We start from the raw sequence: 26,800 nt of genomic DNA, 5'->3' as shown, positions 1-26,800 counted from the left end.
TTTAGCTAAGTAAAGTGAGTCATGTAACGTTCAGAATCATACACTTTACCTTGATAGAGTACAAGGGAGAAGTTGCCCGGCGCGGGCGGGGAGCGGCGCGTAATTAAGTTTCCTGCTCTACAGTCCTGCGCAAGACGGAAAGCACATTAAGTGCTTTCCTTTGCGTGCGGAACTCGCGATAAACTTAATTACGCGCCGCTCCCCGCCCGCGCCGGGCAACTTCTCCCTTGTACTCTATCAAGGTAAAGTGTATGATTCTGAACGTTACATGACTCACTTTACTTAGCTAAAGTGCCATCAAGGGGGAATACCATGAATACCGATATGTCTCGTCGTCAGTTTGTTGGTCTAGCCGGCTCGCTCGCCACGGTGCTTGGCCTTGGTCTTGTCGGCTGCGGCGGTGGTGCCGACAAGGGTTCCACTGCCGGCTCTGCCGCGGCAAAGGACGCCAAGGGCGTTGTGGAGTCTAAGAAGCTCGTGGTGGGCTTTGACAAGTCCTATCCTCCGTATGGCTTTGTGGGCGACGATGGCGAGTACACCGGCTTTGATCTCGATTTGGCCAAGGCAGTTGCCGATAAGCAGGGCTGGGAGGTCAAGTACGAGGCCATCGACTGGGACGCCAAGGATACGCTGCTCAACTCGGGCGCCATCAACTGCATCTGGAACGGCTTTACCATGGAGGGCCGCGAGGACGACTACACGTTCTCCGAGCCGTACATGCTCAATGAGCAGGTGCTGGTGGTCAAGAAGGATGCGGGCATCAAGAGTTGGGACGACCTTGCCGGCAAGACCGTGATTACCCAGACCGATTCTGCCGCACAGGATGTGCTAGAGGGTGACCAGAAGGATCTGGCGGCGACGTTTGCCACGCTCGATACCATCGGCGAGTACAACACGGCTTTTATGCAGCTCGAGAGCGGCGCGGTCGATGCGGTGGCTTGCGACCTTTCGATCGCCCAGTATCAGCTTGCCGCCAAGCCCGATGCCTATACGCAACTTGACAAGCCGCTGTCCAGCGAGCACTACGCCGTTGGCTTTAAAAAGGGCGACACCAAGTCGGCCGACGCCGTGACCGAGTCGCTTAAGGCGCTCTATGAGGACGGTACAGTCAAGGACCTGTGCGACAAGTATGCGAGCTACGGTCTATCCTTCGACAACTGGGTTTTGAAATAGCCACAGCACCCAACCTTGCGGCTCCAACCCTCCTCGCGTACCAAAGTACGCTTCGTCGGGCTTGTCGCTCGCAATCTTGGGCACTGTGCCTATTTCAATTAACACCTGCTGTTCTGTTGCTGTGAAAGAGAGCTTGGGTTGTCTATTCAAGTCATGATGCAGATGCTTGGCCAGGGTTTCTTGGTCAGTTTGCAGTTGTTTGTGCTCACGCTGTTGGGCTCGATTCCCTTGGGAATTCCCGTGGCGTTCATGCGCATGAGCAAAATCGCGCCGCTGCGTTGGATTGCGCGCATCTACATTTCGGTCATGCGCGGTACGCCGCTCATGCTGCAGATGTTTGCCATCTACTTTGCTCCGTATTATGTCTTTGGTATTTCGCTCACGCCCGATTCCAAGTGGACAGCGTGCGTCGTGGCATTCATCATCAACTATGCCGGCTACTTTGCCGAGATCTATCGCTCGGGTTTGCAGTCTATCCCGCGTGGTCAATATGAGGCCGCCGAGGTGCTGGGCTATTCACGCCTGCAGACGTTTTTGTACATTGTGATGCCGCAGGTCGCCAAGCGCATTTTGCCGGCGATGGGCAACGAGATCATCACGCTGGTCAAGGACACGTCGCTGGCGTTTGCCATCGGCGTGGGGGAGATGTTCTCGACGGCCAAGGCACTGGTTGCCTCTCAAGTGAGCATGGTGCCGTTTGCGATTGCGGCACTGATCTACTGGGTCTTTAACTTTGTGGTCGAGATGCTGCTGGGCGCCGCCGAAAAGCGACTTGACTACTACCACGACTAGCCTGTTCCGTCGTGCTTTTCAACACATGGAGGTTCCCGTGTCCGGAACGGTAATGAATATAACGAGCGCGCGCAAGGCGTTTGGTGGCAATGAGGTGCTCAAGGATATCTCGCTCGAGGTAAAGCGCGGCGAGGTCGTGGCGATTATCGGACCTTCGGGCGGCGGTAAGTCAACGCTGTTGCGCTGCGCCACGCTGCTCGAGACGCTTGACGGCGGCTCGCTTTCGTTTGGTGATCTAGCCGTTGCGACGGATGCGGGATCGGGCACGGTGTATGCGAAAGGCGATGTGCCCAAGCAGGCGCGCTCGCGCTTTGGCCTGGTGTTTCAGAACTACAATTTGTTCCCGCACTATACCGTGATGAAAAACATTACCGACGCTCCGATCCGCGTGCTCAAGCGCCCGCGCGAGCAGGTCGAAGCACGTGCGCGTGAGTTGATCGCGCAGATGGGGCTTACGGGCAACGAGAACAAGGTGCCATGCGAGCTTTCGGGCGGTCAGCAGCAACGTGTGAGTATTGCGCGCGCCTTGGCGCTCGATCCAGAGATCTTGTTCTTCGATGAGCCGACCTCGGCACTCGATCCCGAGCTAACGGCCGAGGTGCTGCGTGTCATTAAAGACCTTGCCGCGCAGAATATGACGATGGTGATCGTGACCCATGCGATGCAGTTTGCGCGCGATGTTGCCGATCGCGTGGTCTTTATGGACGGCGGTCGCATTGTAGAGGAGGGTCCTGCCGAGCAGGTTATCGGTCATCCGCGCGAACGGCGCACACGCGAGTTCCTGAGCCGTATCGAGGGATAGGCTCAAGCAGACATTGAGGCGAAACCGCTGCAGGTCTTATGGCCTGCGGCGGTTTTTATTTGCGCCGATGGGACTTAATAACCGCCTCAGGCGTTTGCCCCCTCCTCTCGCCGCCCGTATTCATACGTGCGCCGAAAGGTGTGCATGGACAGTCTCCCGCGAGGGTAGGGTGGTGGCATAGGACATTTGGAGGGTGAGCCGGATCGGCTGCCGACCATGCTGCTCCCGGGACGGCATCGACCGCGAACTCTCCCCGTTGGCGTCGCGCATTGCGCGCGGCCCTGCAAGGAGGTCATCATGGGTGCTCCCAAGACCGGTAACGTAAGGAACGTGGTGCTCGTAGGCCAAGGTGGGGTGGGCAAGACTTCACTCGCCGAGGCCATGCTCCACCTTTCCGGCAAGACCGCCCGCCTGGGCGGCCACGACGGCACCAAGCCCACGCTCGACTATGACCCAGAAGAGGTCAAGCGTGCGTTTTCCATCTCGACGACCATTGCGCCGATCGACTGGAAGGGTGCGCGCATCAATGTGCTCGATGCCCCGTGCTACCCCGATTTTATCGGCGACGCCTTTGCCGCGATGAGCGTCTGCGAGACGGCTCTGTTTGTGGTCGACGCCGAGGCCGGCCCGCAGCCTACGACGGTTAAGCTCTGGTATGCCGCCGAGGACCTGCGTCTGGCGCGTGCGGTGTTCGTAAACCGCCTGTCGCGCTCCGAGGCCAGCTTTGCGACCACGATGGACCTGCTGCAGGAGCGCTTTGGCACGCGCCTGGGCGCCGTGACCCTTCCCTGGGGCGAGGGCGAGGACTTTGACGGTATCATCGACCTGGTGCGCATGAAGGCGCGCCATTGCAACGGCGCCGAAGCCGTTGAGTCGGAGATTCCCGAGGAGTATCGTGCCCAGGCCGAGGAGGCCCATGACCATCTGTGCGAGCTGGTGTCCGAGGCTGACGACGAACTGATGATGAAGTACTTGGAAGGCGAGGAGACGCTGACGCAGGAGGAGCTTGAAGGCCTGCTGTCGAAGGCGATCGCCGAGCGCATCTTTGTGCCGGTCTTTGCGGGCGATTGCATTAAGGAGCAGGGCGTCAACTCGCTGATGGACGACATCGCCACGTACTTCCCGGCGCCGACGGACTACGGCGAGATGCCGCTCATCGACGGTGATTCGCTCAAGATCTCGAGCGACGATGACCGCCCGGTGGCGTTTGTGTTTAAGACCCTGGCCGATCCTCAGCAGGGTCGCATCAGCTTCATCAAGGTGCTGACGGGCACGCTTGAGCCGGGCCTTGAGCTGATCAACGCGCGCACCCGCAAGAGCGATCGTCTGGCTCACCTGTATGTGATGTGCGGCCGCGACATGACCGAGGTCGGTCACGCCTATGCCGGCGATATCATCGTGGCGCCCAAGCTGGCGGCCGAGACGGGCGATACGCTCTCGATTACCGGCAAGGTCGAGGCTGCGGCGTTTAAGTTCCCCAACTCGCAGTACCGCATCGCCATCGAGGCCGAGAATCGCGGCGACGAAGAGAAGCTCTACACGTTTATCGAGAAGGCATGCAAGGCCGATCCGACCATGAGCATCGACCGCGACGAGGAGACCGGCCAGACCATCATTTCGGCGGTGGGCGAGGCGCAGGTTTCGGTCCTGCTCAATCGTCTTGAGGACCGTACCAAGGTCGCGGCCAAGAGCGTGCCGATTCGCATCCCGTATCGCGAGACCATTCGCCGCACGGCAACTGCCCAGGGCCGCCACAAGAAGCAGACCGGCGGCGCCGGCCAGTATGGTGACTGCTGGCTGCGCGTAGAGCCGCTCATTGGGCCCGACGGTACGAGCGACGGCTATGAGTTTGTGGACGAGGTCGTAGGCGGCCGCATTCCGCGCTCGCTCATTCCCGCCGTGGACAAGGGCGTTCAGGAGACCATGAAGGACGGCATCATTGCCGGCTACCCGCTTACGGGCATTCGCGTGGCTGTGTACGACGGCTCGTATCACAGCGTCGACTCCAACGAGATGGCGTTCCGCGCGGCGGCCCGCATCGGCCTGCGCAAGGCATGCGCCGACGCCGACCCGGTGGTGCTGGAGCCCATCGAGGAAATCACGGTGACTATCCCCGAGAGCTACGCCGGCGCCGTGATGGGCGACATCTCGGCCTCGCGCGGTCGCGTGACGGGTATGGAGACCGATGAGCGCGGAGACACCGTGGTTATCGCTCAGGCGCCTCTCGCCGAGCTGACGGATTACTCGACGCGTCTGCGCTCCATCACGCGCGGCACGGGCGACTTTACCATGAAGCCTGCGGGCTATGAGCAGGTGCCTTATGACGTTCAGGCCAAGCTGGTCGAGCGCTATGAGGAGGGCCGTGCCAAGTAGCGTTGGGCGTTGTCTGTAACATACATGCCGATGCAAGGGCCGCTCTGGGCAATCCAGGCGGCCCTTTTTGATCCCTGGGGGATGGAGGAAAACGGTTCATTTTAAGTTTTGGGGCAGCTTGGCCAGCCCTAGTCTCCCGAGGCCTGATTGCGGCCGGTAGCGTAGTCGATCTGCACATGCGGCTGCAGGTTGTAGCAATATACGTGGAAGCAGAGGGCCTTGCCGTGGTCCTCGACCGATTGCGCCTCAAGACGCACGCCACGGCAGACGAGTTCCTCTTCGTTGTACATGGGCGTGACACGGTAGAGCACATGGTTGCCCGTCTCGCGGATGTAGCCGAGAATCTGCTCCTCAAATGGCAGCATGCCCGTTTCGTTGAGATAACGCGTGCCGGTGAGGAGATTCTTGCGGTTAGCGTTTTCGCCGCAGAGCGACCAGGCGATGAGGTGACAGCGATTGTAGAGGCTCTGGCCCGGAATAAAGTCGTAGCGCTGCTGGCGCCATCCGGCGGGATGGATACGCGAGATATCGCCGCGCTCGCCTTGACCGAGCGATTCGGGGCCCACGCAAGCGAGCGCTTTGCGGGTGCGGCCCAGGCTGTCGAGCTTGGAGAACTTCTTAAAGCAGCCCTCTTCGGCGGCGTGCTCGTATTCATCGAGCGTGAATGATGGTGTGCCCAACGGGTGCGTGCTGTCGGCTCGCAGGGCAACATAGGGGTTGCCCGCGTAGTCGGGAATGCTGCTGAGGTATACGCCGCGGGCGCGGTCGAGATTGGGGTTTTCGACCTCGTCGATGGGGGTGGCGGCGCTGTCCGCGGAAGCGTCATCACCGGTGTCGGGTGCGGCGGAATGTGGCTTGTCGCCAGAGTTCGGGCTGTTTTGGGAGTTTGTGGAGTTTGCCGTTCCCGATTCGAGTCGGGCAACCAGGTCTGCCTCGTCGTCGGTGCGGCTGGGACTCTCGTCTTGCTTCTCGGCCAGAGCCGCCGCCTGTTCATCACTTTGCGGCGAGAGCAGTCTGGGCGCCCCGTCGAGCGATCCCGTAAACAGCGCAAACCCCAGCACCACAGCGGTGCCGATAGAAAGTGCTTGCTTGTAGGCGGACTTGCGCGACATGGTGACTCCTGGACGGACGGTTGGGAGTCTACCAGTCTAGCAGGAGCCGCCGAGGGCCGTTCTATCGAACAAATACTTAAGATTTGGGACAAACGCTACGGATTCATTTGCCTCATATGGAGCTGCAGCGGTTATACATGTGGGGCTATTCGGAGTTTCCCCAGATAAAACCTACCAAAATAAACCTGTCCCTTTTTGGCAGGCTAATCGTGAGTTATTTCACCGCAACTTAGGGCACGGTTAGGAAGTGTGCACCTTAAAGAGTGGAGCCCTTGATTAGAGAGATTGCGCTCGTCTCTCTAGATATCTCTTTAAAGAGAAGGTCAGTTAAAGAGATAACATTAGGAAATCTAGCAGTGAATTTGATGCATCTCTCTAAATTTCTCTCTAAAATAAGATGCCTATCTCTCTAAAGTTAGAGAGATATACTATACTTTAGAGAGATAAATCTATCGTTTTAGAGAGACGGAATGCCAATGCTGCTGGATGAACCTCTTGGCCTTATTGTTGAGCGTCTTCGCAGGCGGGGGACTGATGACGAATCGGTAGAAGTTAAAGCCTGCACGAATAAATTGAGCGCAGACGTATGGGAGACAGTGAGCGCTTTTGCGAACACTGCGGGTGGGCTCATTATTTTGGGCCTGAACGAAGCCGAAGGATTTGTTCCTTCGGCTCACTTTGCTATCGATAGGGCGCGCGATCAGTTTGTTTCGGGTATCGGAGACGGAGGCTCAGCGGCGGTGGTGACCCATGCGCCGCGGTACGAGCTTGATCGAGGCGAGGTCGACGGGCTCCAGGTGCTTCTGGTGCGCATCTTTGAACTTGAGCTTAAAGCGAAGCCTTGCTATATCGGCGCGCGCGGCGTGCAGAACGGTAGCTACAAGCGCGTGGATGATAAAGATATCAAGATGTCACCCGCTGAGCTATATGAGCTGCAGAGCGCGTTGCTTCCGAGCGATGCAGACGGTACGGTGGTTTCGGAGGCAACGGTCGAGGATTTGGATCCAGATGTCGTGCGGTCTATTATCGCAAATCGCCGGCTGCAGACCCCGCGCGTTTTGCGCGGGGCCGATACGCTGGAAAAGCAGCTGGTCAGACTCAATATCACTACAAAGGATGGCGCCGTGAAGCTCGCGGGGCTTCTGTCGGCGGGAATTTACCCCCAGCAGTTCTATCCCAAACTGATGATCGATGTCGCCGTTCATTCCGATGTGGAAAAATCTGCACCCGGGCAACCCCGGTTTATTGACCGCCAGTTGTGCGATGGCCCGATTCCGGCTTGCATCGAAGATGCCCTTGCCGCGATTGGACGAAACTTGCGCAAAGCGACGATAGTGCAAGGCGCTGGCAGAAGGGAGGATTGGGAAGTTCCCCAGGAGGTTTTGCGCGAGGCCTTGGCAAATGCCTGCATCCATCGAGAATATTCGCCCATGTTTGTGGGGCAGGCCGTGAGTGTCGATATCTATCCAGACAGAATAGAGATCAAAAACCCCGGTGGGCTTTGGGGTGGAAAGACGGTGGACAATCTTGCAGACGGGGAATCGCGCTGCCGAAACCCAAAGCTCATGAGCCTAATGGGGGCGACGCCGTTAGAGCATGCCGAGGGGGCCGTTGCAGAAAGCCAGGGATCTGGTATCCCGGCTATGATTCGCGAGATGGAGTCTCGTTCGCTTGGAAGGCCGAAATTTATCGTTAAGGCCGATTCGTTTACGGTTCTGCTTTCCCGGCACGGGGCGGAGCTTGCTGAAAACCGCACGTGGATTCAGAGCCATGTGGGCACCGAGCTGACGGATCGCGAGGAAACATTGCTCATGTTTATGCGGGAGCATGGGTGCGTATGCGATGTTCAAAAAATACGAGAGGCCCTGAAGTGGGATTCGGATGACATTCGCCTGATCTGCGGGGATCTTGTCGATAAACATGTCCTGTCAAAATGTGGCAAAGACACGTTTGAGATTATCGATATGAGCAGAGAACCGTCAGCTTCGACGGCTGATAGGATCCTGGAGGCTCTCAGCGCCGAAGTGGATATGACGGCGCGAGAAATAGCGGTTGCATCGGGGGTCAAAATTTCGTCCGTCCGCTACCATCTGCCAAAAATGGCGGATAAAGGGCTCATCGAAGTAATGGGTTCATCGACGAGCCGCAACCGCCGCTATCGGAAGAAGTAGATGCAGCCGAATGCCCCTCTATCGTCTCTCGAAGTTTGATGGGTGCTAGAGGGGCGACTGCCTCGCGATATTTTCCCAAGATAAAACCTGCCAAAATAAACCTGTCCCTTTTTGGCAGGTTACTGGTTCATGTTGCCGTGGATGTAGGGGGTGACCTCGGGGGAGATGTGGGCGCAGCCCAGCTCGCGCAGCGCGGACTCGATGGCGGCGGGCAGCGGGGTCTTGCCCTCGGCATTGACGGTAGCACCGCCGAGGGTGGCAATCTTGGCGACATCTGCGGGAGCGGCCTCGATATGCATGCAGCCGCCGACCAAGCGCGCGCGTACCTGCGCCAGACCAAGATCGTGCAGGTAGTCCTCGCAGGCGCGGATTAAATCGACCTTCTCGTGCGTAAGCTCCTCGCCTGTGGGGACGCGCGTGGCAAGACAGGCTCCCGCCGGCAGGCTCCAAACGGGATAGCCCCATGCGCGCAACAGCTCGCGCTCTTCGTCCTTGGTAAAGCCGACCTCCATAAGAGGGGAGCGTACGCCGAGCTCTTTGGCAGCGCGCATGCCGGGACGGTAGTCACCGCGATCGCTTGCATTGCTGCCATCGATGACGGTGGGAAAGCCGAGCGACTTAGCGTGGTTGACGATGGCGGTAAAGCCGGCGTGCTTGCAGTGGTAGCAACGGTTGGCGTCGTTGCAGGCTACTTGGGGGAGCTGCAGCTGATCGACCGAAAGATTGAGCACGGGGAGCTTAAAATGCGGTCCCTCATTGGTTTGCCTGTCAACGGATCGCTCAAACGAGGCCTGTTCGGGCGTGCCGATGAGCGGCGTGGTGAGGTGAACGAGAAGCGTGCTGGCAGGCATGATGCGGGCGCAGACCGCGGCCAAAAAGCTGCTGTCGACGCCACCGGAAAAGCCGATGGCGACGCGTCCGTATGCCAAAAGCAGCTGTTCGAGCGCCGCGAGTTTGTCCTGAAGCTCCTTTGCAGGTGCGGTAGTGTCTGAAAGCATGAAACGATCCTTACCATCGAGTACTCGGTCGAAAACTATAATCCTATCGGACTGCTCGTCATATGACTTCTGCCTATGTAACGATAGTGCAATATGCTATATACGTTATATACAAGTTTGTAAAGTGCGCTAGAGTGGCCGTAATGCAATCCGGTGAGGGGACCGATATGATCAAGGCTGTGATTTTTGACATGGACGGAACGCTGGTCGATACCGAGCGTTTGGGCATCAAGGCATGGAAGGCGGGCGCTGCCGAGCTGGGGGTCGCGATTGATGATGCGCTGATCCATCAGTTTATCGGCCGCACTCTGCCCGATGTCATGGACATCCTTGATAAGCATTACGGCAGCCATGAAACCACCGAGGCGATCTATGTTCGCCACAAGGAGATTCGCGACGAGATGGTCAAGACCGATTTGGAGCTTAAGGCCGGTGCCGCCGAGTGCCTCGAGGAGCTGTTGGCTGCGGGCTATCACGTGGGTCTAGCGACGTCGTCGCGCCTCGCTACGGCCGAGCGCAACCTTAAGATGGTCGGCCTCTTTGACAAGTTTGAGACGGTGACCTGCGGCGAGGACGTCGTGCACGGCAAGCCCGACCCCGAGATGTATCTGCTCGCTTGCGAGCGCGCGGGCTTTGCTCCCGAGGAATGCGCTGTGGTCGAGGATTCGCGCAACGGCTGCGTCTCGGGTATTACGGCCGGCTGCCATGTCTTTGCCGTCCCCGACATTGTGCCGCTGCCGCAGAATGTGGTGGATGGCTGCGAGGCCGTGCTCGATACGCTGTTCGACCTTACGGAGGCGGTCAAGGCCGTGCGCTAGACAGCTGCGGCGTTGAAACGGGCAATTGCCCACATTTACGCTTAAGCATAAGGGGTCCGGCAATGGCCGGGCCTCTTATGCTTAAGCGGCGTTTTGGCATACTGGTCGACGTGCTATAGATACGCGCCCAGGTTGATGGCGGTGGCTTCGGCTTGGCTGCTTGCCTGGGTACTGGTGCGCTCGAGCAGGAACGGCCGTACGAGTTCCTGACGGTTGGTGTCCTCGGCGGCTGTGACCTCGGTGACGGTGCGTGCGGCGGAGCCGATGCGGACGCGTTTGGTTTTTGTCGGCGCCTTGCTCTCGATTTGCTCCATGAGCAGCTGGACACCCTTGCGGCCAATCTCGTAGCCCGGGGGTGCTACGGTGGTGAGCGGTACTGCGCCGCTCCATGCAAGCGGGTTGCCGTCGCAGCCGGCCACACGAACTTGCTTGGGGACGGAGATGCCTTTGTCGATCAACGCCGAGATAACACCCGAGGCCAATACGTCGGTTAGGCCGATGACAAAATCCGGACGCTCATCGGTGGAACGCTCGGCAATTTGGGTGCCGATACTGTAGCCGTCGGCTGCAGTATTCCATTCTCCGGCGTCAATGACCTCAATTTTGATGTCGGGATGAAGGGCGAGGGCCTTGTGAATGCCAAGCACGCGCAGGGTGAGCTGCATAAATGCCGCTCTGCCCACAACGGTGATATGGCGTGCGCCGCGGGCAATGGCGAGCTCGGCGATAATGCGCCCCTGTGCCTCGTTGTCGGCGGCCACGTAGTAACCGGGCTCGGAACAGTGGATGTCCAGGTGGACAATCGGCACGGGCATCCTGGTCATGGCGGGGTGCCAATCGGGGGATACCATGGGCTGAACCATGACGCCGGACATCTGGGTGCCCATAAAATAGCGCAGGTAGTGGTCTTCGAGGATGTCGTCGTTATCGGCGTTGGCGATAAGCAGGTCGTAACCGTGCTTGCGGGCCTCGTTATGGGCACCGCTGGCAATTTGGAGCGAGAAGCCGTGGTCGAGACGGGGGAGGACCAGGCCAAAGGACTTGGTGGTGCCTCCTGCGAGCTGACGGGCGCTTTGGTTGGGCAGGTAGCCAAGGCGATTGATGGTCTCGTTGATGATTTTGAGGGTCTCGGGGCGCAGCTTTTCGGGATGGTTGAGCGCGTTGGATACCGTGCCCAGCGAGACCCCTGCCTCGCGCGCGACGTCGCTGATTTTTACCTTTGCCATAGCGGCCCCTTTGATGCGTTTCAAGTACAAGCCAGATTGTAGCATCGCCCGTCCCTAGGGTGTCAAAACCTGCCAATTAGGGACAGGTTTATTTTGGCAGGTTTTATCTGGGGAAACGCTATTGCCAACGCGACCACCACGAAGGGGACAGGCACCTTTGTGGTGGTTTGGACCGGCTGAACGTGTGTGCATCGGGTGGTATCTAAGTTGAGATACCACTTCTGGTATATCAGCTTGCGCTTGCGTGAGTACAATACTCGAACGTTATACGTCTCAGCGCCCCTTGTGCGTGGACGTTTTGCAGTCACGCGAGCGAAGGGATTTATCCTATGTGCGGAATTGTCGGCTACACCGGCTCTGATATTGCAAAGAACATCCTTGTCACGGGCCTTAAGCGTATGGAATATCGCGGCTATGACTCCTCGGGCGTCGCACTCGAGGTGGGCGAGGGCACGGCGGCTCACCTCGACGTCATTCGCCGCGTGGGCAAGGTCGCGGGCCTGGAGAGCGAACTTACCAATGTCGACAGCGACGCCACCTGCGGCATCGGCCACACCCGCTGGGCTACCCACGGCAAGCCCTCCGTTGTCAACGCCCATCCCCACACCAGCTGCGACGGTCGCATCGCCATCGTCCACAACGGCATCATCGAGAACTTCGCCGAGCTGCGTGAGGAGCTGGAGGGCCGCGGCCATCACTTTAAGAGCGAGACCGACACCGAGGTCTTTGCGCACTTGATCGAAGAAGCCTATGCCGAGACACACGACCTGATGGCTTCTGTGCGCGAGGCCTGCACCCACGTGGTGGGCGCCTATGGTTTGGCCGCCGTTTCTGCCGATGAGCCCGGCGTGATCGCCGTGGCCCGCAAGGACTCCCCGATTGTGGTCGGCGTCGGCGAAACCGGCTCCTACGTTGCCTCCGACGTGATCGCGCTTATCGATGCCACCCGCGATGTCGTGGTGCTCGAAGACGGTCAGTTTGCCAAGCTTACGCCCGCAGGCGTCGAGTATACCGACGAGGCTGGCAACGTGATTGAGCCCAAGCTTACCCATATCGACTGGGACCTGGATATGGCCGAAAAGGGCGGTTATCCCGACTTTATGCTTAAGGAGATCCATGAGCAGCCTCGCGTCGTGCGTGATACCCTGGTGGGCCGCATGACCCCCGCCGGTGAGCTCGATATCGACGAGCTGGGCCTTTCGCTCGAGGAGCTCAACGATATCGACCGCGTGTATGTGATTGCCTGCGGCACCAGCTACCATGCCGGACTTATCGCCAAGAACCTTATTGAGGGTTGGGCTCGTATTCCTACCGAGGTCGAGGCGGCAAGCGAGTTCCGCTATCGCAACCCCATCATCACGCCGACAACGCTTGTCGTGGCCGTGTCCCAGTCGGGCGAGACGGCCGACACCCTTGCCGCCATTCGCGATGCGCGCATCAAGGGCGCCAAGGTCTTTGGCATCACCAACGTGCTGGGCAGCCCGGTGGCGCGCGAAAGCGACGGCGTTATCTACACCAAGGCCAACAAGGAGATTGCAGTTGCCTCGACCAAGAGCTTCATCGGTCAGGTCGTGAGCCTTACGCTTTTGGCCCTGCTGCTGGCGCAGGTTAAGTACCGTCTGACCACCAAGCAGGCGCGCATGCTGTTCCGCGAGCTTTCCGATACGGCCGAGCAGATCCAGTGGATCCTGGATACGCAGACCGAGGCCGTGCACGAGGCCGCGCTCGTCTGCAAGGACGCGCAGTCTGCACTGTTCGTGGGTCGCGGCATGGGCGCCGCCATTTCCTACGAGGGCGCGCTCAAGCTCAAGGAGGTCAGCTACCTGCATGCCGAGGCATATGCTGCCGGCGAGATGAAGCACGGCCCTATCGCGCTGATCGACCCGGGTTTCCCCGTCATCGCGGTTGCAACCAAAAGCGCAACATACGACAAGACGGTGTCGAACCTCATGGAGTGCAAGGCGCGCGGCGCCAAGGTCATCGTCGTTGCTACCGAGGGCGACGAGGAAATCAACAAGATCGCCGACTGCATCATTCGCGTGCCGGCCGTCCGTGACGTATTCAGCCCCATCACGGCGAGCGTTCCGCTGCAGCTGCTCGCCCGCGAGGTTGCCATCCTGCGCGGTTGCGACGTTGACCAGCCCCGCAACCTGGCCAAGAGTGTCACAGTAGAGTAATCGAGTTCCTACGTCCTAACAACTAAGGCCCGGCTTCGTTGCAGCGGAGCCGGGCCTTGTTGCATTTGCGCAGATAAAACCTGCCAAAATAAACCTGTCCCTTTTTGGCAGGTTAGCGGAGCTTGCTGGTCTCGAAGTACTCGGGATATTGGTCCAGGACTTCGGTCTGGTTGCGGAACATCATATGCAGGTGCTTGCTGACCAAAAAGCTTGCCTCGATAGGATCGCGACCGGCGATGGCGCGGCGGATTTGCTTGTGCTCGTTAACAATCTCCTGATTGTCGAGCGCCTGCGTAGCGGCGCGCAGCCAGCGGAAGCGCTCCAGGTCGGCATTGGTCGCCTCGAGCCACGACCACACGGTGCTGCGGCACGCGATGCTAAAGATCATGCGGTGCATGAGGTTGTCGCTTAAAAAGAAGCCGATGCGGTCCTCTTCGGCCATGGCTTTTTCCTGCAGCGCGATGGCTCGGTCGAGCTGCTCGATGCCTACCGAGGTGGCACGGGCGCAGCACTCCACAATCACCTGCTTTTCCAGGTGTTCGCGAATGTAGCAGGCACTCTCGGCAAGGGTGAGGTTGATGGGCGAGACATAGGTGCCGCTTTGGGGCACGGTGCGCACTAGGCCCTCTTGCGCCAGACGCACCAGTGCCTCGCGCACAGGGGTGCGCCCCATATCTAGGTCGTCACAAAGCTGCTTGACGCCCAACTTTTCGCCCGGCTTGTAGTCCAGGTAGACTATTTTGCGTCGAATGGTGTGGTAGGACTGGTCCTGTAGGCTCGTTTCCTGCTCGCCGACGTGCATCGATTCTTCCATAGTGCCTCGCAACTGTTCTATCACACTCATATGTCAATTGTTAATTATGCCGCGAATCAGCTCTCCGCGCTGGGTAATTCGGTTGTTGCCCGAGGACTATTGCGGCATCTTAGTCTGTTTTTGCGTATGGCTGTGCTCGATGTTGCCGTATCATAAGCCATCGCAAACGTGAAATAGAAAGAAGGAATCCCATATGCAACTGGTAAATATCGTACGCGAGCGCTGGAAGGGTGTCTTGTTCTGCCTGATCATCGCCATCCCTGCGTCGTTGCTCGGCAAACAGATTGAGGTGGTCGGTGGGCCGGTATTTGCCATCCTCTTTGGCATGGTTCTGGCGCTCGTCTTTCCCAAGAATCGTCGCGAACAGCTCGCCGCCGGCGTCACCTATACGTCTAAAAAAGTCTTGCAGTACGCGGTTATCCTGCTTGGCTTTGGCATGAACCTCTCGCAGATTCTGTCCAAAGGCGCCCAGTCGTTGCCGATTATCGTGGCTACGATCTTGACCTCGCTCGTCATCGCCTTTGTGCTCTGCCGCGTTATGAACGTGCCGGGCAAGATCGCGACGCTTGTGGGTGTGGGTTCGTCGATTTGCGGCGGTTCCGCCATCGCCGCGACCGCGCCCGTCATCGATGCCGACGATCGCGAGATTGCCCAGGCTATTTCGGTCATCTTCCTGTTTAACGTTATCGCGGCGCTCGTGTTTCCAACGCTTGGAGGCATGCTTGGGCTGACCAACGAGGGCTTTGGCCTGTTTGCCGGTACCGCTATCAACGACACCTCGTCTGTAACGGCTGCGGCGAGCGCCTGGGACAGTATGCATCCTGGCGCCAATGTGCTCGAGAGCGCTACGGTAGTCAAGCTCACCAGGACGCTGGCCATTATTCCCATCACGTTGGTCCTCGCATGCTGGCAGATGCATCTGGCGCGCAAGGCCGGCGGCGACGCCAAAAGCACGTTCTCCCTTAAGCGCGCGTTTCCCATGTTTGTGCTGTTCTTTGTGCTGGCGAGTGTGGTCACCACAGTGTTTCAGCTTCCCGCGTCCGTTACGGCGCCCATCAAGGAGCTGTCGAAGTTCTTTATCGTGATGGCCATGGCGGCTATTGGCTTTAATACCGATATCGTCGAGCTGGTCAAAAAAGGTGGCAAGCCCATCGCATTGGGCTTTTGCTGCTGGATTGGCATTGCGTGCATGGGTCTGGGAATGCAGCACGTGCTGGGAATCTGGTAGAGAAGTAGCCCATTTACGTGCTGGTTGCTGGTGGCCGCATCCTCGCGGTGGAGCGATAGGAGCTCTTGCGGGTATGGCTTGTCCGCAGGTTAATAGATCCCGAAGAGCTCTTATCGCCCCGCCAGGATGGCGATGCGGGGCAACACCTATACTCGCAGGACGGCGCTTTCTGCCCTATAGTGTTTGGTGAGCAATATCGTTCAATTTTGAAACACTCGGTCGTGCGACCGTCGGCGGTTGTACGTCGCAGCGGACAGGGGCAAATCATGGATAGCGATGCCAAGCTGAAGATCTTGAGCGATGCCCTAGCTGCTGCCGGGGCCTCGGCATTGGCAATCGATGCGCGTGGGGACGTCGCGATCTCGACCATGAATGACGCGGCGCTTGAGCGGGATGTGGCGGCTTTTGTCGCTGAGCGCCTCGACCGCATAGGAGACGGCGCGCGTCTGGTTATGGGGCGTGCGGGTACGCGCCTGAGCCTGACCGTTCGCCCCACCGACAAAGAGGGCGGGGGCCTTTGGGTCATCGTGGTCCGCGAGGTGCGCGCCGCCGCGGCGCATGCGGGCATCGAGTGGCTCAACGCCGACGAAGTTGAGGCCCGCTACGAATCGAGCGCGTACGGCATCGTCGAAGACGCGGCAGCGGTCGCTGCCCCCGTACGGGAGAGCTATGCGCGCGGAGTGCCCCTTATGCTCGAGGGCGAGCTGGGCGCGGGACAGGATCAGATTGCAAAACGCCTGTACCTGGATGGACCCTATGCCGACCAGCCCTTTGTGTCCGTTGCGCTCGATGAGCTTACGGATCGCGGTTGGCGCCATCTGCTCAAAAGTTCCGAATCGCCGCTATTCCAAACGGGGCTGACACTTTGCATGGGCGGCTGGCATGCTGTTGGCCCCCAACGCCTGCGCGAGCTCGTGTCCGCAATGATCGACACGGCGCTCGCAACTCGTTGCCATGTGGTGTTGACGGCAAACGACATGCCAGGCGGCGGCGAAAGCGATCAGGCTGCTTTTGTAACCGAGCGTCTGGCCTGTGCAGTGAGTGTGGCGCCGGCGATTGCCGAGCAGGGCGGCGCGTCGGAAAAGGTTGCGCGCTATCTGGAGTATCTGGCAGATATGTTTGAGACGGCAACACCCGCCTTGTCGTCCGGGGCGGCAAAGACACTCGATGCCTATCGATGGCCCCGTAACTATCTACAGCTTCGTGAGGTTTCGGAACGACTTTATATATTAGTGAGGATGGGTACGGCCGAGGGGGCGGTGGCGGAGGAGGTGCTCGCTCAGGAGGACGTTATCAAGACCGCGACCTTTGGTGCCCCGACGCTCGATAGCGATCTGTATATCTTGCGCCCACTGGCCGATACCGAGCGCGATATCGCGCGGCTGGTCGTAGGTCACCTTCACGGCAACAGGACCCGAGCTGCCGAAGTGCTAGGCATAAGCCGTACGACCCTGTGGCGCCTGCTGAAGGACGACGACCGTTAAGCGAGGCGCCCGTGACCGCGCGCGGCGCGTGTGATACAGTCCAAAGCAGTATTGTTTCGACTGTGTTACGGCGTGCGGGGAGTATGGCGGAGACTTCAAAAACAAATCGGGTTCGAAAGCCCGCGGCGCCGGTCAACCGTCGCACGACTTCACGGACGTGGGGCAAAAGCGCCTCGGGGTTTGATGGCTCGTTCAAACGCACTAAATATGGTTATCCTTCGGCAAGCGCTCGCTTGGCCATGCAGGCCGAATCATCGCTGTGGGGCCGTAAGCGTGTGGTGGGGTCAAAGCTCAAGCACGATGGAACGCTCGGCTACATTAGCCGTGGCGCTGCTCGCCGTAGCGGCCTCAATCCCGCAGGCTGGCATCGCTATGTTCCGATCGCGGTCGTTGTCGCGGTGATTGTCATCGCGCTCGCGGCGCTCGGTTACGCCGGCGGCGGGGCCAATCTGGACGCAATGTTTAAGTCGCCCGAGCTCGCGCATGCAGGCACAGAAGTTGTCGAGGGCGTTCAGACCCAGACGGGCGTCGCGCCCCAGCGCGGTATCGTTGCGGCGGCCTCCACCATCGCCGATGCGCAAAAGGACGAGGGCGAACAGGGCGATGGCGCCAAAGCGACTCGAACGAATGAAACGACGACAAATCCATCGGCAAGATAAGTTGCTAGTGGGGTAGCAAATTTGGGACGGGGCCTTTTAGCTGCCCAAGTGTCGAATGCCATCAGCAGCTCATTCGATGTCAGTCGCCAACAGAGAGCGGGCCGCATTTGCGCCAAGGTGACGTGAAATGAGAGGGCGTTGACCTTCTGGTCGCGCCCTCGAAATCGAACGTCAGATTGGCGTGAATACGGCTCGCGCAGCGTCAGCAGTTCCGCCGTTCGGTAGAACGGCGGAACTAATTACCTAACGTACACCACGTTGTCGCGGCGCGGCTTTGCCTCGGGTAGCGTGTCCTCGGCATAGCCCAGAATGCAGTTACCGACACCGCGCAGGCTGCCGTCGGCGGGCAGGCCCCAGCTGGCCAGCAGCTCCAGGCCCTCGGGCGAGTCAAAGACCTCATGCGCGCGATGAATCCAGCACGAATCGACACCCAGTGCATAGGCGGCGTTGAGCAAGTTGCCCATGGCGAGCGAGCCGTCTTCCAGATGTGTGGGCACGCTGCGGTCAACCAGCACCACCACAACGGTCTTGGCGCCATAGAAGGGGTCGCTGTTGCTGCCCATGACCTGGGCGTTGAGCTGTGAGAGACGCTCGACGGTCGCGGGGTCGGTGACGGCGACAAACGTCACCGGCTGGCGGCCCATACCGCTCGGTGCATATTGGCCGGCTTCGATAATACGTGCAAGCTTTTCGGCCTCGACGGGACGATCGCTGTATTTGCGGCAGCTGCGGCGGTGAATGAGCGCTTCGATAGTCTCCATGGTGTCTCCTTGCGGTGGCGTTGCAGATGCCCCGTTCATACCCGTCGGGCTCAACGATAGACGGTCAATTGCCCGGCAAAAGGATAGATTCCAATTGGGAAAGTAGGTTTGCATAAAAGTACCTTCAAAATGTGACAAACCAATGGGATGATTAAACGTTTTATCCCGTCTGCCCTGCGGTTTTTACCACTTGCCTAAATGACGAACGCATAACCTCTGATAAAGGTTTTACTAAAGGAGTACCAACGTTTATCAACGCGCCGTGGTGCGCTGGGCCAGGAGGTAACTATCATGTTCCAGGCTGGAGATGTCGTCGAGACCGATTTCGAAGGATTTCTGAAGCTGCTGCGTTCCAAGACGCGCGCTTTTGTGACGATTGACGATCACGAGTACTACATCACGCACACCGATGGCTATTGGCGTGTTCAGGATTGCGAGGCCCTCAACGATAAGGGCCACTTTACTGACTGCTCCGAGCTGGTCAACACGCTCTGCGAGGTCGTCGAGCTGCCTTGGATCAGCGGCAAAAGCCTGCACGATAGCTTCTCGGGCGCTACGGTCTACGAGGCCGTCGCCGCTTAACAGGCAATGAAACCCGATTTTCACGTGACCGCTGGCGCCGCCCCCGCGCCGGCGGTCTTTTTCTGTCGATAGGCCATAAAAGTGTAGGCATTTGCGGAGAGCCTGTTGACGATAGTCAAAACTCGGACTAATCTAGAGACACGAAATTGGTCAAAAATCGGACAATCGAATGGTGGGATAGATGAATAGCGCGGTTACGCCGGTCGACTTCGACCGGTTGCTCAATAGACTCGACCATATCTATTCGGAGTTCTCGCGCGCCTGCGGCCTTTCGGACTGCGCTTACTGGATGCTCGTCGATACCAGCACGGCAGGCGGCAGTATTGCCGTAAGCCGTCTGACAAGCGAATGGTTCTACAGCAAGCAGACCATCAACTCGGCAATTAAAACCTTGACGGCGCGGGGCTTTGCAACGTTGGAGTTTGCCGAAGGCAGCCGTAAGAACAAGATTGTGCGTTTGACCGAAGCGGGCATGCGGTTTGCCGAGCAATATGCGCTGCCGGCGCAAGAAGCCGAGCAACAGGCCTTCGAAGTGCTCGAGCCCTGGGAACAGCGTGAAATCATGCGCCTAATCGAAAAATTTTCCCATGCGCTCGGCGATGAGTGCGATGTCTTTAAGCAGCATATCGCTGCCGAGAATCAAGGTGAGGGTGAGTCGTGCGACTATTAATGAGGTTTTTGAAGCCCTATCGAGGGCTTGTCGCCGTGACGCTGCTGGCGCTGCTGGTGGATAACGTCGGTACGCTGTTGGTTCCCACGATGCTAGCGAACATGGTCAACACCGGTATTACCACGGGCGATGTCGACTACATCTTATGCAACGGCCTATACATGTTTATCGCGACGAGCATGGCTAGCGGCGGCACGGTGCTGGGCTGCTATCTTTCGGCGCGTCTGGCGGCTAACGTGGCCTGCGACATCCGCAATGCCGTCTACGACAAATCACTCGAGCTGTCTGCCAGCGATTTTGAGCGCTTTGGCACCGGATCGATGATCACGCGCTCACTTAACGACATCAACGTGATTCAACAGGCGGTCCTTCAGACGATTCAGCTGGTGCTGCCGGTGCCGTTCCTGGCGGTGGCGGGCATCATCTTCGCTTGGCTCATCGATCCGGCCATGGGCGTGCTTCTGGGCGTCGTGGTTGCGATCGTGCTGGTTGCGGCGGTCTTTACGGTTGCCAATGCGGCGCCGATTTTTATGCGATTGCAGGGTTTTATCGACCGCATGAACGTGGTGCTGCGCGAGAACATCGTGGGCGTGCGCGTCATCCGTGCGTTTAACAAGGAGCGTCGTGAGGAACAGCGCCTGGACGAGGTGTTCAGCGATTACGCGGCCAACGCCATCAAGGTCAACCACCTGTTTGTGGGCCTCGACAGCTCCACCTTCTTTTTGATGAACATCGCCGAGGTGGCGGTGCTGTGGGTGGGCGGTAACCGGGTGGGCGCCCATGCCATTCAGATTGCGAGTATCTCGGCGGTGCTGGAGTATGCAATTCTGATCCTGTTCTTTGTGATGATGGCCCAGATGGTGGTGCTGACGCTTCCGCGTGCTGCCGCGTGCCTGAACCGTGCGCAGCAGGTGTTGGAGATTGAACCGAGCATCGTGGACGGCGAGCGTACACTGGGTGACGGGGCGCCCGCCTCCGAGGACGATGCGGATGCTGTTGCCGTGTTCGACCACATGTCGTTTCGCTTTGACGATGCCGACGAGGACACCCTGTGCGACCTGAGCTTTGCCTGTCGTCGCGGTCAGACGACCGCGATTGTGGGCTCGACGGGCTCGGGCAAGTCGACGGTGGCAAAGCTTCTGCTGCGCTTCCACGATGCCACCAAGGGCGCCATTCGCCTGGACGGCATCGATCTGCGCGAGCTTTCGCAAGATGAGATTCGCGGGCGCATCGCCTATGTGCCGCAGAAGGCGTGGCTGTTCTCGGGCACCGTGGCAAGCAATCTGCGCTTTGGCAACGAGGACGCGACCGAGGCGGACATGCTTCATGCGCTGCAGGTTGCCCAGAGCACCTTTGTGCTCGATCAGCCGCAGGGGCTCGATACTCCGGTTGCCCAGGGCGGTACGAACTTTTCGGGCGGCCAGCGCCAGCGTCTGGCAATCGCCCGTGCGCTCATGAAGCATGCCGATCTGTATATCTTCGATGACAGTTTTTCGGCCCTGGACTTTAAAACCGATGCGGCCTTGCGCCATGCGCTGCAGGACGAGACGCGCGACGCCGCGGTGCTCATCATCGCGCAGCGCATCTCGACGATTTTGCATGCCGACCAGATTGTCGTGCTCAAGGATGGCGAGGTCGTGGGCCTGGGCGCGCACGAGGAACTTATGGAAACCTGCGAGGTGTACCGCGCCATCGCGGAATCGCAGATGAAGGGAGGTGAGTAGCATGACCGAGGAGCTCAAGAAGCGCAGCGACGCTATCGATGCCGTCGTTGTGGACGCGGCCGAGGAAGCGGTCGAGCAGTCTGCCGCGTCGACCGAGCTGGATGCCGCCGCCAGGGCCGCGGCCGAGCGCGAGGCTCGTCGCCAGGCACTGTACGAGGAAAACGAGCGTGCCGAGGACGAGCGCGCCCGTGCCGAGGCAGAGCGTATGCGCGACGTGGACGACGAAGAAGAGGACGAGACGCCCCGGGACACCTGGGCGACGGTGCGCCGCTTGTGGAGCGAGGCCGCCGGCGACCATTGGCGCTTCTATATTGTATTCGCGAGCATTGTGTTCTACGTCATCTTTAACACCGCCGCGCCGGCATATAGCGCTCATGTTATCGACGAGCTGTGGGGCCATATACAGGTGGCGTTTGCCAGCGGAACGACCTTCAGCATCACCTGGGATCAGTGCGGTAAGACCATCTTTGTCTACTTTTTGATCTGGACAGCCGCCGGATCGTTCTATGCGCTGCAGAGTTTTTTGATGTCGAGCGTCGCCGAGCGACTCAACCTGCGTCTGCGCAACCGCATCGCGCAGAAGCTCAGCCGCCTGCCGCTCGCCTACTTTGACGCGCATCGACCCGGCGAAGTGGTCAGCCGCGCGACCAACGACTTGGACAAGATGTCCGAGAGTATGCAGCGCGGATTGCTGCAGCTGCTGGTATCAATCGGTACCGTGACGGGTGCCATCATCATGATGTTTGTCTATAGCGTCAAGCTCACGTTGGTCTTTTTGGGCTTTACGGCGGTATCGTTGCTGGTGACCAAGGTGGTTTCGCGCCGAACGCATGATGTGACGGGCGAGCGTCAGGAGTGGGTGTCCAAAATCACGAGCGCGGTCGAGGAAGGCTATTCAGGCCGTTTGGTGATTCGCGCATTCAACCGCGAGCATCAGAGCTCTGCCGAGGTGCACGAGGCCTCGAGGGAGCTGGCGCGCGTGAGCACCAAGGCCGACTTTATGATTAACGCCGTCGGTCCCGCGGTGCGCTTTATCGGCCGCTTGGCACAGATCGTGATTGCACTTGTGGGCTGCAGCATGTTGGTTGCCGGGCATATGACCGTCGGCGTGTTCCAGGCGTTCTTCCAGTTTATCTACGAGGCATCCGAGCCCATGACGCAGCTGTCGTTGACTTTCAACTCGCTGCAGAGCGCGCTGGCGAGTGCGGAGCGCGTGTTCGACCTGCTCGATGAGCCCGAGATGGAAGCCGATCCGCTGCCGGGTGAGGCTGCCAGGCTGCCGGGTCGCATTGAGGGCCGCGTCTCCTTTGAGCACGTGCGTTTTGGTTATTCGTCCGACAAGCCGCTTATGCGTGACGTGTCGTTTACCGCCGAGCCGGGCCAGAAGATCGCCGTGGTGGGAACCACGGGCGCAGGCAAGACCACGCTCATCAACCTGCTCATGCGCTTCTACGAGATTGACGGCGGGCGCATTACGCTCGACGGCGTGGACACGAGCTGTATGGACCGCGGCGAGCTGCGCCAGCAGTTTGGCATGGTGCTGCAGGACGCCTGGCTATTCGATGGCACGATTGCCGAAAACATCGCCTACGGCTGTCCCGAGGCGACGCGCGACGAGGTCGTGGCGGCTGCGCGCGCCGCGCAGGTCGACTTCTTTGTGCGCACCATGCCGCAGGGTTATGACACGCGGGTGGCCAACGATGCCGAGAGCATTAGCCAAGGGCAGCGTCAACTGTTGACCATCGCACGCGTGCTGCTCAACAACCCGGCGATTCTCATCCTGGACGAGGCGACGTCGAGCGTGGACACGCGTACCGAGCTCGCCATCGGTCGCGCCATGGACGCGCTTATGCGCGGGCGCACCAGCTTTGTGATCGCGCATCGCCTGTCGACGATCGTGGACGCCGACCTGATCTTGGTCATGGATCACGGCAACATTATCGAGCAGGGCACGCATAAGGAGTTGCTGGCTGCCGAGGGCGCCTACGCCGACCTCTATCTGAGCCAGTTCGCATAATGCGACATGGGGACGGCCCCCTTGTCGCATCGGAAATAAGGCGCGCCGGGGATAGATTCCCTGGCGCGCCTTTGCGCTGGCATGAATGTTGTCATTGGCCGTCCGCGTCTAGCGTTCGTCCACAAGTTTGGCAACGAGGGCTTTGAGCTCGGCTACCTCTTGCTCGAGTTCTTTGACGCGGCGGGCGTTCTCGGTGATGCCCTGACGGTTGAGGGCGGACTGCTCGGCGGCATCGTCAGGCATATACTCGCGGTGATGCTTGGCGTCGAAGCTCTCCTCGAACACGCGGCAGCCGTTGCGCTTGATGATGCGTCCCGGTACGCCCACGACGGTGCAGTTGTCGGGCACGTCCTTGACGACAACCGAGTTGCCGCCGATTTTGACGTTGTTGCCGATGCGAATGTTGCCGAGCACCTTGGCGCCCGTGCCCACGGTGACGTTGTTGCCCAGGGTGGGGTGGCGCTTGCCGGTTTCGTTGCCGGTGCCGCCAAGCGTGACGCCCTGGTAGAGCACGCAGTTGTCGCCCACGATGGTGGTTTCGCCGATGACGACGCCCATGGCGTGGTCGATAAAGAAATGCTTGCCGATCTGTGCAGCGGGATGAATCTCGACCCCGGTGATGTGGCGGGTGATTTGCGAGAGCACACGGGCGAGCGAGCGATGACCGTGCTCCCACAGCCAGTGCTCGGGCACGTGGTTCCACTTGGCGTGCAGGCCAGGATAGGAAAGGAAGATGACCAGACCGTTTTGCGCGGCGGGGTCCTGTGCCTGGACGGTCTTGATGTCCTCGCGAATGGTATTGATAAAGCTCACCGGCCGCCCTCCCTTAGCGCCATGGCAATGCGATTCAATAAAGTATAGCGATTCGCTAGGGATTAGGAAGAATAATCTTGGCGGCTTTGCATGACAGGTGTCAGTTATGCAAACTTACTGGTAATGGAGTCATGCTTTTGTGGGGTTGCGCACGAGGGGGCACCGCAACCGTATACTGGTCAACTTGGACGTATCCGCGCCCACAACTGAGAGGTTTTACTTCATGGGTTTCATCAATTTTATCGCCGAGCTACTCAAAGACCCGCGCACCGCGATTGCCAGCTGGATCGCCGCCGGCCCGCTTATGGCCTACGGCTGCGTGTTCCTCATTATCTTCGTTGAGACAGGCGTGGTGTTCTTCCCGTTCCTTCCCGGCGATTCACTGCTGTTTGCTTCGGGCTTCTTTGCCCATAACGGTGGCTTTAACATCGTGGCCCTGCTGGCCGTAGCATGGGCCGCTGCCATCCTGGGAGACCAGTGCAACTTTATGATCGGTCACTTCTTTGGCAAAAAGATCATCGCTTCGGGCAAGGTCAAGGCCATGACGCCCGAGCGTATCAAAAAGTCCGAGGACTTCTTGGACAAGTGGGGTCACCTGGCCATCTTCCTCGGCCGCTTCTTCCCGTTTATCCGCACCTTTGTGCCCTTCATTGCCGGCATGGGCGGCATGCACTGGCGCAATTTTGTCATCTACAACGTGCTGGGCGGCATTACCTGGTCGACGGTCTTTACGCTGCTGGGCTACTTCTTTGGTGGCATCCCCTTTGTGCAGGAGCACTTTGAGTTGCTGATCATTGGCATCGTAGCCGTGTCGATCATCCCGACTGTAGTCGGCCTGGTTAAGGCTAAGCTGGGCAAACAGAACGCGTAGTTCGAGCTGGCGCACAAATCGCGTCGTTGAGGCCCGTCACCGTTTACGGTGGCGGGCCTCTTTAGTTTCGGTCAAATGAAAATACTTTACTTAGTTAAAGAAAAACGTTTTATCCGACGCGCGCGGGGAGTACAATCTCGTCCATGCGAATCGACGTGCCATCGGCTTCGATGTTGCCCGCGTGTCCCGTCCGGCTCTACGCTCCGGGCGTGCGACGTTGCGACACGGTCGGCCTCGGTCCTTGCGTGCGGGTTCGCGAGTATGCAACTGTGTATGTAAGGAGCGACATATGACTGTCGAGAAGAAGGATATCGATTGGGGTAGCCTCGGCTTTGGCTACATGAAGACCGATTACAGCTACGAGGCTCATTGGAAGGATGGCGAGTGGGACGAGGGCGGCCTGACCACCGATCACACCATGCATGTCTCCGAGTGCGGCGGCATCTTCCATTACTGCCAGGAGGTCTTTGAGGGCCTGAAGGCCTACACCGCCGCGGATGGCAGCATCGTCTGCTTCCGTCCCGACATGAACGCTGAGCGCATGTATAACTCTGCCCAGCGCCTCGAGATGCCGCCGTTCCCCAAGGACAAGTTCGTTGAGGCCGTCAAGCAGGTCGTTTCTGCCAACGCCGCCTGGGTTCCGCCTTTCGGCTCCGGTGCGACCCTGTACGTGCGTCCGTTTATGATTGGCTCTGGTGACGTGATTGGCGTGGCTCCTGCTCCTGAGTACACGTTCCGCATTCTCGTGACTCCGGTCGGTCCGTACTTTAAGGGCGGCCTTAAGCCCGTTAAGCTGCGCGTTTCCGAGTATGACCGTGCAGCCCCGCATGGCACCGGCAACATCAAGGCCGGCCTGAACTACGCCATGTCCCTTAAGCCCACGATGGAGGCCCATCGCGAGGGCTATGCCGAGAACCTGTATCTTGACTCCGAGTCTCGCACCTATGTCGAGGAGACCGGTGGCGCCAACGTCCTGTTCGTGAAAGAGGACGGTACCCTCGTCGTTCCGCAGTCGCACACCGACTCGATCCTGCCCTCCATCACCCGTCGCTCGCTCGTTCAGGTCGCTCAGGACCTGGGCATGACCGTTGATCAGCGTCCCGTCGAGTGGGCCGAGGTCAAGGCCGGCACCTTTGTCGAGTGCGGTCTGTGCGGCACCGCTGCTGTTATCTCCCCGGTCGGCGAGATTGACAACAAGGTTTATGGTGCCGACGAGACCGTGACCTTCCCGGCTGGCTGCACCGAGATCGGCCCTGTTATGAAGAAACTTCGCGAGACCCTGACTGGTATTCAGTCTGGTGCTGTCGAGGATAAGCACAACTGGGTTTACACCGTCGCGTAAGCTGTCTTGTATGTTCGGCCCGAGGGCGACCTTCCTTTCCGGCGCGTCCTCGGGCATGAAAGAACCCCCGCTGCGCACTACGTGAACTGCACCCCAAAACTTGGACGGCTTAAATAAGAACTACGCCGCAAGGGACTGTCTCCGGAACTCCTCCGGGGTCAGTCCCTTCAGTTTAACCTGGCGCCTCCTCGTG

The 26,800-nt window shown here is 59.2% G+C and carries 23 protein-coding genes; 16 read left to right on the top strand and 7 right to left on the bottom strand.

The annotated features are described in order from the left end of the window. Positions 1-312: 312 nt before the first annotated feature. The 4 genes from ACTNBB_RS08190 (at position 313) to ACTNBB_RS08175 (ending at position 5,140) form a co-directional block, all read left to right on the top strand. Positions 313-1,173 carry a transporter substrate-binding domain-containing protein gene (locus ACTNBB_RS08190; RefSeq protein ID WP_427719754.1) on the top strand — a complete coding sequence of 287 codons (861 nt, stop codon included), beginning with the start codon at positions 313-315 and terminating at the stop codon, positions 1,171-1,173. Positions 1,174-1,311: 138 nt separating this feature from the next. Then, positions 1,312-1,965: an amino acid ABC transporter permease gene (locus tag ACTNBB_RS08185; protein WP_233502679.1), complete on the top strand. Its 654-nt coding sequence runs from the start codon at positions 1,312-1,314 to the stop codon at positions 1,963-1,965. Positions 1,966-2,002: 37 nt separating this feature from the next. Next, positions 2,003-2,767, top strand: coding sequence for an amino acid ABC transporter ATP-binding protein (locus ACTNBB_RS08180; protein ID WP_427719752.1), 765 nt, complete (start codon positions 2,003-2,005; stop codon positions 2,765-2,767). 297 nt (positions 2,768-3,064) lie between these two features. Beyond that, positions 3,065-5,140 carry an elongation factor G gene (locus tag ACTNBB_RS08175; RefSeq protein ID WP_154517778.1) on the top strand — a complete coding sequence of 692 codons (2,076 nt, stop codon included), beginning with the start codon at positions 3,065-3,067 and terminating at the stop codon, positions 5,138-5,140. Between the two features lie 128 nt (positions 5,141-5,268). On the opposite strand, the gene ACTNBB_RS08170 is transcribed toward ACTNBB_RS08175, so the two are convergent. Beyond that, entirely contained in the window at positions 5,269-6,252 is a 984-nt protein-coding gene (locus ACTNBB_RS08170) for a DNA/RNA non-specific endonuclease (RefSeq protein WP_441057746.1), read from the bottom strand. A gap of 476 nt (positions 6,253-6,728) precedes the next feature. Between ACTNBB_RS08170 and ACTNBB_RS08165 the strand changes: the two genes are divergently transcribed. Further along, the gene (locus ACTNBB_RS08165; RefSeq protein WP_441057743.1) at positions 6,729-8,423 is read left to right on the top strand and encodes an ATP-binding protein; all 1,695 of its coding nucleotides are present in this window, start codon (positions 6,729-6,731) and stop codon (positions 8,421-8,423) included. A 119-nt stretch (positions 8,424-8,542) separates the two neighbouring features. Here the strand turns inward: ACTNBB_RS08165 and ACTNBB_RS08160 are convergent, their stop codons facing one another. Continuing rightward, positions 8,543-9,421: a hypothetical protein gene (locus ACTNBB_RS08160; RefSeq protein WP_441057740.1), complete on the bottom strand. Its 879-nt coding sequence runs from the start codon at positions 9,419-9,421 to the stop codon at positions 8,543-8,545. A gap of 167 nt (positions 9,422-9,588) precedes the next feature. Between ACTNBB_RS08160 and ACTNBB_RS08155 the strand changes: the two genes are divergently transcribed. Beyond that, entirely contained in the window at positions 9,589-10,239 is a 651-nt protein-coding gene (locus tag ACTNBB_RS08155) for an HAD family hydrolase (RefSeq protein WP_441057737.1), read from the top strand. Positions 10,240-10,352: 113 nt separating this feature from the next. Here ACTNBB_RS08155 and ACTNBB_RS08150 read toward each other — a convergent pair whose 3' ends face one another. Further along, the gene (locus tag ACTNBB_RS08150) at positions 10,353-11,465 is read right to left on the bottom strand and encodes a LacI family DNA-binding transcriptional regulator (RefSeq protein WP_441057734.1); all 1,113 of its coding nucleotides are present in this window, start codon (positions 11,463-11,465) and stop codon (positions 10,353-10,355) included. A 329-nt stretch (positions 11,466-11,794) separates the two neighbouring features. Between ACTNBB_RS08150 and glmS the strand changes: the two genes are divergently transcribed. Continuing rightward, positions 11,795-13,642, top strand: a complete 1,848-nt coding sequence (gene glmS, locus ACTNBB_RS08145) for a glutamine--fructose-6-phosphate transaminase (isomerizing) (RefSeq protein ID WP_427728812.1) — start codon at positions 11,795-11,797, stop codon at positions 13,640-13,642. Between the two features lie 112 nt (positions 13,643-13,754). Here glmS and ACTNBB_RS08140 read toward each other — a convergent pair whose 3' ends face one another. After that, the gene (locus tag ACTNBB_RS08140) at positions 13,755-14,456 is read right to left on the bottom strand and encodes a GntR family transcriptional regulator (RefSeq protein WP_427719781.1); all 702 of its coding nucleotides are present in this window, start codon (positions 14,454-14,456) and stop codon (positions 13,755-13,757) included. 193 nt (positions 14,457-14,649) lie between these two features. Here ACTNBB_RS08140 and ACTNBB_RS08135 point away from each other — a divergent pair, with 193 nt between their 5' ends. The 3 genes from ACTNBB_RS08135 to ACTNBB_RS08125 all read left to right on the top strand — a co-directional run bounded on the left by ACTNBB_RS08135 (position 14,650) and on the right by ACTNBB_RS08125 (position 17,827). Continuing rightward, positions 14,650-15,684, top strand: coding sequence for a YeiH family protein (locus ACTNBB_RS08135; protein ID WP_427719780.1), 1,035 nt, complete (start codon positions 14,650-14,652; stop codon positions 15,682-15,684). A gap of 266 nt (positions 15,685-15,950) precedes the next feature. After that, the gene (locus ACTNBB_RS08130; RefSeq protein WP_441057731.1) at positions 15,951-17,168 is read left to right on the top strand and encodes a helix-turn-helix domain-containing protein; all 1,218 of its coding nucleotides are present in this window, start codon (positions 15,951-15,953) and stop codon (positions 17,166-17,168) included. Positions 17,169-17,407: 239 nt separating this feature from the next. After that, positions 17,408-17,827 (top strand): hypothetical protein, encoded by a 420-nt coding sequence (locus tag ACTNBB_RS08125; protein WP_441016627.1) that lies wholly within the window; start codon positions 17,408-17,410, stop codon positions 17,825-17,827. Positions 17,828-18,066: 239 nt separating this feature from the next. On the opposite strand, the gene ACTNBB_RS08120 is transcribed toward ACTNBB_RS08125, so the two are convergent. Next, a complete protein-coding gene (locus ACTNBB_RS08120; RefSeq protein WP_441016630.1) occupies positions 18,067-18,588 on the bottom strand; it encodes a nitroreductase family protein in 522 nt (173 codons plus the stop codon). 291 nt (positions 18,589-18,879) lie between these two features. Here ACTNBB_RS08120 and ACTNBB_RS08115 point away from each other — a divergent pair, with 291 nt between their 5' ends. From ACTNBB_RS08115 to ACTNBB_RS08100, 4 genes are all read left to right on the top strand, one after another. Further along, the gene (locus tag ACTNBB_RS08115; protein WP_441054516.1) at positions 18,880-19,170 is read left to right on the top strand and encodes a CDP-alcohol phosphatidyltransferase; all 291 of its coding nucleotides are present in this window, start codon (positions 18,880-18,882) and stop codon (positions 19,168-19,170) included. A 181-nt stretch (positions 19,171-19,351) separates the two neighbouring features. Then, positions 19,352-19,840, top strand: a complete 489-nt coding sequence (locus tag ACTNBB_RS08110) for a MarR family winged helix-turn-helix transcriptional regulator (RefSeq protein ID WP_441057728.1) — start codon at positions 19,352-19,354, stop codon at positions 19,838-19,840. Beyond that, complete coding sequence (locus tag ACTNBB_RS08105; RefSeq protein ID WP_441057725.1) at positions 19,840-21,564, top strand: ABC transporter ATP-binding protein; 1,725 nt, start codon at positions 19,840-19,842, stop codon at positions 21,562-21,564. Before ACTNBB_RS08110 ends, ACTNBB_RS08105 begins: the two co-directional genes overlap by 1 nt. Before the next feature lies 1 nt (position 21,565). Next, the gene (locus ACTNBB_RS08100) at positions 21,566-23,581 is read left to right on the top strand and encodes an ABC transporter ATP-binding protein (RefSeq protein ID WP_441057722.1); all 2,016 of its coding nucleotides are present in this window, start codon (positions 21,566-21,568) and stop codon (positions 23,579-23,581) included. A gap of 108 nt (positions 23,582-23,689) precedes the next feature. Here ACTNBB_RS08100 and cysE read toward each other — a convergent pair whose 3' ends face one another. Beyond that, a complete protein-coding gene (gene cysE, locus ACTNBB_RS08095; protein WP_441057719.1) occupies positions 23,690-24,394 on the bottom strand; it encodes a serine O-acetyltransferase in 705 nt (234 codons plus the stop codon). A 223-nt stretch (positions 24,395-24,617) separates the two neighbouring features. Here cysE and ACTNBB_RS08090 point away from each other — a divergent pair, with 223 nt between their 5' ends. Further along, the gene (locus ACTNBB_RS08090; RefSeq protein WP_154517831.1) at positions 24,618-25,265 is read left to right on the top strand and encodes a VTT domain-containing protein; all 648 of its coding nucleotides are present in this window, start codon (positions 24,618-24,620) and stop codon (positions 25,263-25,265) included. A gap of 289 nt (positions 25,266-25,554) precedes the next feature. Next, a complete protein-coding gene (locus ACTNBB_RS08085; protein ID WP_154517834.1) occupies positions 25,555-26,607 on the top strand; it encodes a branched-chain amino acid aminotransferase in 1,053 nt (350 codons plus the stop codon). Positions 26,608-26,727: 120 nt separating this feature from the next. Here ACTNBB_RS08085 and ACTNBB_RS08080 read toward each other — a convergent pair. Beyond that, positions 26,728-26,800, bottom strand: a 73-nt coding sequence (locus tag ACTNBB_RS08080) for an IS3 family transposase (protein WP_441015707.1), incomplete at its 5' end; no start/stop codon positions are given.

This window comes from Collinsella sp. HCP28S3_B9, assembly GCF_052066095.1.
Classification (GTDB): domain Bacteria; phylum Actinomycetota; class Coriobacteriia; order Coriobacteriales; family Coriobacteriaceae; genus Collinsella.
The sequence above is the reverse complement of the archived record's forward strand: the minus strand, read 5'-3'. Positions and strand labels throughout refer to the sequence as shown.